Genomic DNA, 7,921 nt, shown 5'->3' on the forward strand with positions numbered 1-7,921 from the left:
CCACTCCTGCAGTGCGTCGGTTTCGCGGCACTGCCGCCGCTGACGGCGTTCGCGCTATACTTCGTGAGCGTACATGCCCCGTCTCACACGGCCGCGCTCATCCGGCACCCGACACGCGCGCCGCGGGTGCACAACACAGTCTCAGCCTGGCGCCTCTCCATACCGACCACGATCCTGACCGTGCTGATTGGGGCGGCGCTCTTGCCCTTTGGCGCGGGGGAGCCGTCAGTGCGGCTGGTAGGCGTGACGCTGCAACTGCTTGCGGCGCTGACGCTGCCTCACGTGCTGTTGGAGGCTTGGTTGACGGGGTATGAGCGGGCACAGGCGCTCACGATACAGCGAAAACCAATCCACTGTGCCGCTTAGTAAAAGGTAAGCTGTCCCTGGCGATGCTGACGGAGCCGTTGGCTGGTTTCGCGCGTGGAGTAATTTACCCCTCCCCCTCCCCCAGCCATAGCAGCTGTTTCTCATGGTGCAATTTGGGTATGCCTCAATCGAACTAGGCGTTGGTCAGTCTGTTATAATAAGCTTGACCATTTAAATCGAACCGCTATCATGACACCTATCCTAATCGAACCGATTGGCAGGTTTCATGTTCGTCCGCGCCTATCTGCGCGCTTCCACCTCTGAACAAGACGCGACCAGGGCGCGGGCGCAGCTTGACGCCTTTGCGGCCGACCGGGGTCTGACGATCGCCGCAGCGTATGTCGAGAACGAGAGTGGGGCGACGTTGGCGCGGCCAGAGCTATTCCGCCTGCTGGCGAATTGCCGCCCTGGGGACGTGCTGCTGATCGAACAGGTCGACCGCCTGTCCCGTCTCTCCTCGGACGACTGGACGAAGCTACGCGCCGTGATCGACGCCAAGCGAGTGCGCATCGTAGCACTCGACCTGCCGACCTCCTGGAGCTTGGCGACGCCAGCCGACGAATTCACCGGGCGCGTCTTCCAGGCCATCAACGGCATGCTGCTCGATGTCCTCGCGGCGGTCGCCCGCAAGGATTATGACGATCGCCGCCGCCGCCAGGCGCAGGGACAGGCCCGCGCCAAAGCTGCTGGCCTTTACAGGGGCCGTCAGGAGGACACCAAGCGGAACGAGGGGATTGCGGCCATGCTGAAAGCCGGCTCGCCCTGGAGCCAAATCCAGGCCGCCACCGGTTGCAGCCGCTCGACCCTCGCCCGGATCGCCAAGCGAGCAAAAGCTACCCCGATGCAGGATGGGGATCGCTGATGCCGATCCGCCGCGAGCATCGCTACTTCTACCCGATCGACTGGAAGCAACTCTCGGCCATGATCCGCTTCGTGCGGGCGCGGGGGCGGTGCGAGGGATGCGGCCGGCCGCACATGGAGGATGTGCAGCACCTAGGCGACGGCCGCTGGTGGGATGCCGAAGCGGGGCGGTGGCGTGATGGTCGAGGTCGCTTCCTGCGTCGCGCCCTGCCCCTTCCTGAGGGTATGGAGCCGGGACTGGTGAGGGTGACGCGCGTAGTGCTGGCAACCGCGCATCGCAATCACGATACAGCCGACAACACGGACGCCAACCTCACGGCGTTCTGCCAACGGTGCCACATGAACCACGATCGGCCGGAGCATCAGCGGCGCAGGCGGGTGACCCTTCGTGCCCGTAAGGCGATAGGCGATTTGTTCGGCGGAACTGGTTGATAGCAGGCCGTCGCCTTCTCCGAACAAAAACTCGTCACCGCCCAGTCGATGCCCTGGGTCGATACCCGCCCTCATCCCACATGGATGATCGACACCCGTTGAGGAGTACCAGCATGCCATCACACGCCCGAACGGGAGGCTTATCGCCGCTTCAGGCTGCGGCACTGGCGGTTGGAGCCGTCACGGCAGCCCTACTCATTGGGCGGCGCGCAAGCCCGACGCCTGATCACCCCCGGACGAGGCGCTGGTATCGGCACCTTGCGAAACCGGACTACACACCGCCGTCGCCGGTATACCCGGTTGCCTGGACGGGCATCCAGGCGTCGCTCGCCTATGGCGGTTATCGGCTGCTTCGCGCCGAGGGATCACCTGAGCGGACAACGGCCTTGGCGTTCTGGGCCGCGAACCAAGTTGGTATTGCCGGCTGGAGCGAAGTCTTTTTCGGTCAGCGGTCGACAGGATGGGCAACCGTCGCGTCGGCCGCTCTTGGCGCAAGCGCGGTCGGTTACGTGGCAACGGCCAGTCAGGTAGATAAGTCTGCTGGCCAGCTCGGCATTCCACTGGTGGCTTGGGTCTCGTTCGCGACGCTCCTCGCCGAAGAGATTTGGCGGAAGAACGATTAATTAGCATAGCAGGAAAGTGAAGCTGACAGCTGCGCTAATTTTGAACCGTTCCAATCGTTGTCCGTGATCTGATAGGGTTCGCGCCAACGCCATTGAGCGTCGCTTCGCCAACCCAGACCAAACGGAATCACATGTCGAAACATAAATCGCCTCGTCCTGCCGCGACCCTGAATGAGACGGTCGGCACGGGTGGCGAGTTGCACCAAAATGCTGGTGGCACCCATCCGCCGATGACCACCAACCAGGGTGGCGTGATCGGCGACGACGAGAACTCCCTTAAGATCGGGCAGCGTGGTCCCGTCCTCCTCGAAGATTTCGCGCTGCTGGAGAAGCTCACGCATTTCAACCACGAGCGCATCCCTGAGCGGGTGGTGCACGCGCGCGGCGCCGCGGCGCATGGCTTTTTCGAACTGACCGACTCCCTCGCCGAGTTCACGAAGGCCAAGGTGCTGGGCGAAGTCGGCGTCAAAACCCCGCTGTTCACCCGTTTCTCGACAGTCGGCGGCAACATGGGCTCGGCTGATACCGCCCGCGACGTACGCGGCTTTGCGGTCAAGTTCTACACCCAGGAGGGCAACTGGGACCTGGTCGGCAACAACATCCCGGTGTTCTTCATCCAGGACGCGATCAAGTTTCCCGACCTGATCCATGCCGCCAAGCAGGAGCCGGATCGCGGCTTCCCACAGGCGCAGACAGCGCACGACACCTTCTGGGACTGGGCGTCGCTGTCCCCCGAAAGCACCCACATGCTGATGTGGATCATGTCCGACCGGGCCATTCCCCGCTCCTTCCGGATGATGGAGGGCTTCGGCGTCCACAGCTTCCGGCTCGTCAACGAGGCCGGCAAATCGACCTATGTGAAATTCCACTGGCGGCCGAAGCTCGGGATGCAGTCGGTCGTGTGGGACGAGGCGTTGAAGATCAGCGGCGGCGATCCGGACTTTCATCGCCGGGATCTATGGAACGCGATCGACACCGGCAGCTTCCCCGAATGGGAACTGGCCGTGCAGCTGTTCGACGAGGACTTCGCCCAGAGCTTCGATTTCGACATTCTGGACTCGACGAAGCTGATCCCCGAGGAGGTTATTCCGTTGCGGGTCATCGGGCGCATGGTGCTTGACCGGAACCCAGACAACTATTTCGCCGAGACAGAGCAGGTGGCGTTCTGCACGACCCATGTGGTGCCGGGCATCGACTTCACCAACGATCCGCTGCTACAGGGCCGCAACCAGTCCTATCTCGATACCCAGCTGAAGCGTTTGGGCGGTCCGAACTTCGCTCAACTGCCGATCAACGCGCCGCGCTGCCCGGTCCGCAATTTCCAGCGGGACGGCCACATGCAGATGGGCATGCCGAAGGGCCGGGTCTCCTATTCGCCCAGCTCGCTCGATCCGACGGTGGAGCGCACCGATCCGGCGATCGGCTTCAAGAGCTTCCCTGCTCACGAGGTGGGCGACAAGCTCAGGGTGCGTTCGGCGACCTTCGCCGACCATTTCAGCCAGGCGCGGCTGTTCTTCGTCAGCCAGACCGAGCCGGAGCAGAACCATATCGTTTCTGCCTTCATCTTCGAGCTGAGCAAGGTGGAAACCGAGGCCGTCCGTCTGCAGCTGTTGAGCCGGCTCGCCAACGTGGACGAGATGATTGCCAAGCGGGTCGCCAACGGGCTGGGCTATGAAGGGCCGATCGCGAAAGCGCCGACAACGGTGCCGGTGCGGACAGACCTGAAACCGTCGCCGATGCTCAGCATCCTGGCAAAGGCCAAGGCAACCTTGGAAGGCCGTCTGATTGGCTGCTTGGTGGCGGATGGCACGGACCCGAAGATGGTCACCACGCTTGAGGCTGAGGCCACCAAGATGGGGGCGCAGCTGAAGGTAATCGCTCCCAAAGTCGGCGGCGCCAAGGGCAGCGACGGCGGCCTGATCCGGGCTGATTTCCAACTGGCGGGCGGACCGTCCGTGCTTTTCGACACGGTCGTCCTGGCGCTATCGCCTGAGGGAGCAGCGACGTTGACGAAGGAAGCGGCGGCAGTCGCCTTCGTGCACGACGCCTTCGCCCATCTTAAGGTAATTGGCCATTCTACAGCGGCAATGCCGCTAATGGATAAAGCCGGCGTGGTTCCGGATGCCGGTGTGGTTGTCATGGACGGCCATGACGGCAAGGCATTCTTACAGACTGCGGCTACCGGTCGGGTATGGGCGCGTGAGCCTTCGGTTCGCACCATATTCTAAGCAGTCAATTGAACGCTGCTGGTAATAATCGGCAGCGTTCATGGCCGCGACCGAATTGTGAAGGATTACAAAAGGGAACCGTTATGACCGGGTAGGGTGGAAAGCGGTCCGACTGCTCTTGGGATGCATGACCATGCAACCGGACAGCCGCGCGGATCACGATGGGCGATGGTCGCACCCCAAATCACCCTCACCGCTCTGCAAGAATGTCTTCGCGCTCCGCCTTCAAGATGTTGATGAACTGCTCCACCAGCCGCCCCGGCGGGCGGGCGGTCGGGCGGATCATCACCGACGCGATGGGTAAGCTGGGTTGGAACGGGCGCAGAACGATAGGAAGGTGGGCGAGTTCGCGTGCTGGAATAGGGTCTACAATGGCCAATCCGGCCCCTTCCGCCACGAGGCCGCATCGGGCTCCGGTGTACTGAGCCATATGTACAAACCTTGGTTCTACGGCCGCCTCAGCGAATGCGGCCTCGACCGATTGCTGGAATAGGCCGGGAGCCCCAGCGATCAGCGCCTCGCCCGCGAGATCCCGCACGGCCACGACGGGGGGCTCCGTTAACGCGTGCCCGATCGGTAACGCGCAGACCGCGTCAACTGTCAGGAACGGCTCGTTCTCAACGCCGACATAGCCGGAGCGTGGCCGACCGATCCCGAGGTCGCACTGGCCGGACGCAACCCAAGACCAGATCGTGTCCGGCGCGGGGACGTGGAGCGCGACACGCGCACCTGGACATTCCATGCCGAGGCGGCGGATTGCACGCGGCAGCAGGCGCGCTGCAAGCGACGGCTGGCACGCTACCTTCAGCGGTCCCGTCCCTAGTTCCCTGATCTGACGTGCGGCGTCCCGCAGATGGTCGAGCCCAGCATAGGTCCGCTCGACCTCGCGGGCGAACGCCTCACCCTCAATGGTCGGCGTCGCGCTGCCGTGTCCGCGAATGAACAGCGCGAACCCAAGTTCGGCCTCAAGCTGCGCGACCGCCCTGCTAACATGCGGCTGACTGATGCCGAGGGCGTCTGCGGCCTTAGTCATGCCGCCGTGCCTCAGAACCGCGCGGAAAAGGTCGAGATGCCCCGGGTTCATGATGCCTTTTGTGCATGGAAACGCGATCTACAGGCATTTGACGGCATATCACGAGAATGATTGTCAATGCCGGCCGCGCCGAACCGACAGACGCGATGCCGCCGGACAGGACCATCGAGCGATGCTCAACGTGCTTCTCCCATCAGCCCTCGCGGTCGTGGCTGGTATCAGCATCGTCGTGCAGCAGGTGTTGAACGCGAACTTGCGCGCGGCTCTCAACTCGGCCGCGTGGTCAGGCTTCATGAGCTACTTCGTCGGCGTGGCTTGCATGGTTGTGCTGGCCATCACCTTGCGCGATCCGGCCCCGTCCGTCGCGGTCGCCAGCCGCATCCCTTGGTGGGCTTGGAGCGGCGGCATGTTCGGCGCGATCTTCATCGGGCTCGCAATCTTCCTGGTGCCGCAACTCGGAGCTGCGACCTTCATCGCCCTCCTAGTCGCCGGTCAGATGCTCGGCTCAGTCGCCTTCGACCATTTCGGCTGGCTTGGGCTTGCGCAGAGATCGGTCGACCTCACCCGCTTGCTCGGCGTCGTACTGCTGATCGGTGGTGTCGTCCTCATCCGGCGCTGAAGCCTCTTATCGGTCGTTTTTGGGACGGCGGACGAACGGCTGCTTCCGGGAAGCGCTGGCGGCAATCCAGGCGTCCGGGTTGGGTCGAAAGCGGGAGGGCTGCTTAGGATGGGAAACCGTCGGTCTGCTTCCGGGCGACACATGGGCCGGAGCCGACACTTACCTCATCATGGCCAAATCGGTGCACCGTCGAGGCCTGCGGTCTCCGGCAGGCCACAGATGAGGTTCGCGTTCTGCACCGCGTGACCGGCCGCCCCCTTGCCGAGATTATCGACTACACCCATCGCGATCACGAGGTCGCGCTCGGGGTCGGCCGCGTAGCTGACGAGCGCAAGGTTCGAGCCTGCCGCCCACTTGGTCTGCGGCGGCCTGTCGGTCACGCGAACGAACGCACGATCAGCGTAGAACCGCCGTGCTGCTTCCAGGCACGCGTCCGCGGTGGTACGACCGCGACAGTAGATGGTAGCCAGGACGCCGCGGGTCATCGGCACCAAGTGCGGGGTGAACACGAGCCCGGCCGCGCTGCCACCACTCAGCCGTTCGATGGCCTTGGCCATCTCGGGCATGTGGACGTGCCGGAGCAGGCCGTAAGGCACAAGGTTCTCATTGCTCTCGGCGTAGCCGAACTTGCTGTCGCCGCCGCGACCCGCCCCGGAGATGCCGGTCTTGGCATCGATCACGATGTTACCGGGCTCGATCAGTCCCTCGGCCAGCAACGGTGCAAGCGCGGTCAGCGTTGCGGCGGGAAAGCAACCGGGGTTGGCGATGCGGCGCTGATCTCTGATCTGGTCCGGCCAGACATCAGCGAGGCCGTAGATCCAACCTTCGACGAAGCGGTGGTCTCCACCGATATCGACGACCTTCACGTCGTGCGGTACGCGGGCCAGCGCCTCTGCCGAGGCACCCGTGGGAAGCGATGCGAACAGCACGTCGAGCTTCGGCAGCGTCGCGGGGTCCCACCTCGTGATCACGAGATCGGCGAGCTTGCCCGGCACACCGGGAAACCGGTCGATCAAACGGCTGCCCGCGCTGCCCTCGCCAGCGGCGTAGACCAGTTCGAAGGACGGATGGCTCGCAATCAGGCGCATGGCCTCGCCGCCGCCGAAGCCGCTGATCCCAACGATGCCGACGCGGATGCTCATGAGGGTATACTCCAAGGGGCTGAGAGAGGGGGGCGGGCAAAAGAAAACCCCCGGAGCCAGGGGCTGCGGGGGTTCGTGAACGTGGGACGGGAGCGTTCCGGAAGAAGCCTATGGAGAGGCTGTCATTCCACGGAAGGGTACCGATCCGCACGCAGCCGAGAAGCCACCGCAGGGATGCAGGGGCGTCGGCGTCGGTCGCGAAGGGTCCAGTTGCTGGTCATGAGCTGACACCCTGTCGCCTGCCATGTCCAGCGTCAAGCAGAATGCCTGCCAATCACTCGGGGAGCCGGATGACTGCTTTCGAGGAACCACGATGTGGATTCGGTCGTCCGATGTGGGTCGAGGCCGTGTCAAAACGCATTGATCGTGGTCGCCAGCGCTGGTCGGCAGGATGATGACGACGGCGCGGTGGGCCGCTTCAGGCTCGAATGGCCTGGATGAGCCAGGTTGCGCCGAACAGGCGTATCATCCGCTTTATGTTGTAGGCGAGGATCGCAAGGCTCATCTCGGTTCGCACGCCTTTCAGGCCCTTCGTCAGGAAGGGCGTGCTGCCCATCCAGGCTTTCAGCGTTCCGAAGACATGCTCGACCGTGGCGCGCCGTATCGCCATGGCGTCC

General features: G+C 63.7%; 9 protein-coding genes. 6 read left to right on the forward strand and 3 right to left on the reverse strand.

Features of this window, described 5'->3' with window-relative positions:
• From MKK63_RS26125 to MKK63_RS26145, 5 genes are all read left to right on the forward strand, one after another.
• Positions 1-366: Brp/Blh family beta-carotene 15,15'-dioxygenase (locus MKK63_RS26125; RefSeq protein ID WP_279574886.1), on the forward strand; the 366-nt coding region annotated here is incomplete at its 5' end.
• A 226-nt stretch (positions 367-592) separates the two neighbouring features.
• Positions 593-1,228 (forward strand): recombinase family protein, encoded by a 636-nt coding sequence (locus MKK63_RS26130; RefSeq protein WP_244006784.1) that lies wholly within the window; start codon positions 593-595, stop codon positions 1,226-1,228.
• Positions 1,228-1,659 carry a hypothetical protein gene (locus tag MKK63_RS26135; protein ID WP_244006786.1) on the forward strand — a complete coding sequence of 144 codons (432 nt, stop codon included), beginning with the start codon at positions 1,228-1,230 and terminating at the stop codon, positions 1,657-1,659. Before MKK63_RS26130 ends, MKK63_RS26135 begins: the two co-directional genes overlap by 1 nt.
• Positions 1,660-1,772: 113 nt before the next feature.
• Positions 1,773-2,282 (forward strand): TspO/MBR family protein, encoded by a 510-nt coding sequence (locus MKK63_RS26140; RefSeq protein WP_244006788.1) that lies wholly within the window; start codon positions 1,773-1,775, stop codon positions 2,280-2,282.
• A 131-nt stretch (positions 2,283-2,413) separates the two neighbouring features.
• The gene (locus MKK63_RS26145) at positions 2,414-4,510 is read left to right on the forward strand and encodes a catalase (protein ID WP_244006791.1); all 2,097 of its coding nucleotides are present in this window, start codon (positions 2,414-2,416) and stop codon (positions 4,508-4,510) included.
• A 190-nt stretch (positions 4,511-4,700) separates the two neighbouring features.
• On the opposite strand, the gene MKK63_RS26150 is transcribed toward MKK63_RS26145, so the two are convergent.
• Positions 4,701-5,597: a LysR family transcriptional regulator gene (locus MKK63_RS26150; RefSeq protein ID WP_244006796.1), complete on the reverse strand. Its 897-nt coding sequence runs from the start codon at positions 5,595-5,597 to the stop codon at positions 4,701-4,703.
• Positions 5,598-5,715: 118 nt separating this feature from the next.
• Here MKK63_RS26150 and MKK63_RS26155 point away from each other — a divergent pair, with 118 nt between their 5' ends.
• Positions 5,716-6,162 carry a DMT family transporter gene (locus MKK63_RS26155; RefSeq protein ID WP_244006798.1) on the forward strand — a complete coding sequence of 149 codons (447 nt, stop codon included), beginning with the start codon at positions 5,716-5,718 and terminating at the stop codon, positions 6,160-6,162.
• Positions 6,163-6,329: 167 nt separating this feature from the next.
• Here the strand turns inward: MKK63_RS26155 and argC are convergent, their stop codons facing one another.
• Both argC and MKK63_RS26165 read right to left on the reverse strand, forming a co-directional pair.
• On the reverse strand, positions 6,330-7,304 hold the full coding sequence (gene argC, locus MKK63_RS26160) for an N-acetyl-gamma-glutamyl-phosphate reductase (protein ID WP_244006793.1): 975 nt from the start codon (positions 7,302-7,304) through the stop codon (positions 6,330-6,332).
• Between the two features lie 418 nt (positions 7,305-7,722).
• Positions 7,723-7,921: transposase (locus MKK63_RS26165; RefSeq protein ID WP_244006795.1), on the reverse strand; the 199-nt coding region annotated here is incomplete at its 5' end.

It is taken from the genome of Methylobacterium sp. J-088 (assembly GCF_022829295.1).
Lineage (GTDB): Bacteria > Pseudomonadota > Alphaproteobacteria > Rhizobiales > Beijerinckiaceae > Methylobacterium.

Bases quoted from the DNA above. Each gene is read 5' to 3' on its own strand.
- MKK63_RS26130 (WP_244006784.1), top strand. From the start codon at position 593: ATGTTCGTCCGCGCCTATCTGCGCGCTTCCACCTCTGAACAAGACGCG.
- MKK63_RS26135 (WP_244006786.1), top strand. From the start codon at position 1,228: ATGCCGATCCGCCGCGAGCATCGCTACTTCTACCCGATCGACTGGAAG.
- MKK63_RS26140 (WP_244006788.1), top strand. From the start codon at position 1,773: ATGCCATCACACGCCCGAACGGGAGGCTTATCGCCGCTTCAGGCTGCG.
- MKK63_RS26145 (WP_244006791.1), top strand. From the start codon at position 2,414: ATGTCGAAACATAAATCGCCTCGTCCTGCCGCGACCCTGAATGAGACG.
- MKK63_RS26155 (WP_244006798.1), top strand. From the start codon at position 5,716: ATGCTCAACGTGCTTCTCCCATCAGCCCTCGCGGTCGTGGCTGGTATC.
- argC (WP_244006793.1), bottom strand. From the start codon at position 7,304: ATGAGCATCCGCGTCGGCATCGTTGGGATCAGCGGCTTCGGCGGCGGC.